At 48.7% G+C, this 1,077-nt stretch carries 2 protein-coding genes; both read left to right on the top strand.

Annotated elements, in window-relative coordinates; translation table 11 throughout:
* A partial coding sequence (locus tag AC0QH1_RS15410) for a hypothetical protein (RefSeq protein WP_324632083.1) occupies positions 1-564 on the top strand: 564 nt, incomplete at its 5' end.
* 22 nt (positions 565-586) lie between these two features.
* The gene (locus AC0QH1_RS15405; protein ID WP_324632082.1) at positions 587-847 is read left to right on the top strand and encodes a hypothetical protein; all 261 of its coding nucleotides are present in this window, start codon (positions 587-589) and stop codon (positions 845-847) included.
* The last annotated feature ends 230 nt before the right edge of the window (positions 848-1,077 follow it).

The raw sequence follows: 1,077 nt of genomic DNA, 5'->3' as shown, positions 1-1,077 counted from the left end.
GACTACAGCAGCTTCGGCTCTGAAACCCTCCAACAGCAAGCAAAAGAAGCACTTTCCCAGTTCTTCGGTTTCGTCCGTCACACCTTCGTCAGTGGCCTCGAAATCGGTCGAAATTTGCGGCAAGTGCTGCACCAACTGTGCCTCGAACGGGGACTCACCCAAGGCGATCGCCTGTTCGAAAAATGGCTGGACTCCTCCGATTTTGGTGACTCCACCTGGATGGCGCGAGCATTAATCCAAATTTCCGACTGGTTCGACTCGCAGCGCCAATCCATCCAACAGCTCATCCTCAAGTCAGTGCCTGCGGTTAGAGTACGACTATTCCCAATTCGGTTTCTCCTCTTTGCAGCAGCAAGCGAAGGACGTACTTTCCCCGTTCTTCGGTTTCATGCGCCATACCTTCACCATCGGCCTAGAAATCGGTCGCAGCTTCTACCAACTCCTGCATCAACTTTAGCTCAAACGTCAGGAGCGACTCAAAAACTGGCTTTAATATACGCAATTAACGACTATTTTATCGATTCACCAATTCCTGCAACCAACCAAAAAGTGCATCATCGATAAAAAGACGACTAAGGATGAACAAGTGGAACCAAGTGAATTTTGCCAGCGATGGATCGTAGATCCTGCTCCTGGGGAGTGGGGCTACAGACAAGCCTGTACCAAGTTGCTCGCCGAAGCAACAGGGCTATCAGAGCGTAGTATTGAAAATTGGGGCAAGGATTTTTCCAATCGACCGGACTACATTTTGCTCATTCTCCAGAAAGACAACGCCCTCAGAGAAATTCAACTCACTCTGACCCAGTTAGAAAAACTGATCGAATCAGCCCTTCATAATCCCCGCTAACCTCCTTGACATTTACCCGCAAATAACGTATATTGAAGCCAGAAAAAAAATAGGGCGATACTACCCGCCCCAAATCCATTAAAAATAACCACTCAACATCTTATCATGGACTTCACCGCGACCTCTACCCTTCCCCTGAACCTCCGGTTCGAGTACGACTACAGCAGCTTCGGCTCTGAAACCCTCCAACAGCAAGCAAAAGAAGCACTTTCCCAGTTCTTCGGTTTCGT

The organism is Phormidium sp. CCY1219, from assembly GCF_055795085.1.
Note: the sequence above shows the minus strand (reverse complement) of the source record. Positions and strands in the feature narration are given on the sequence as shown.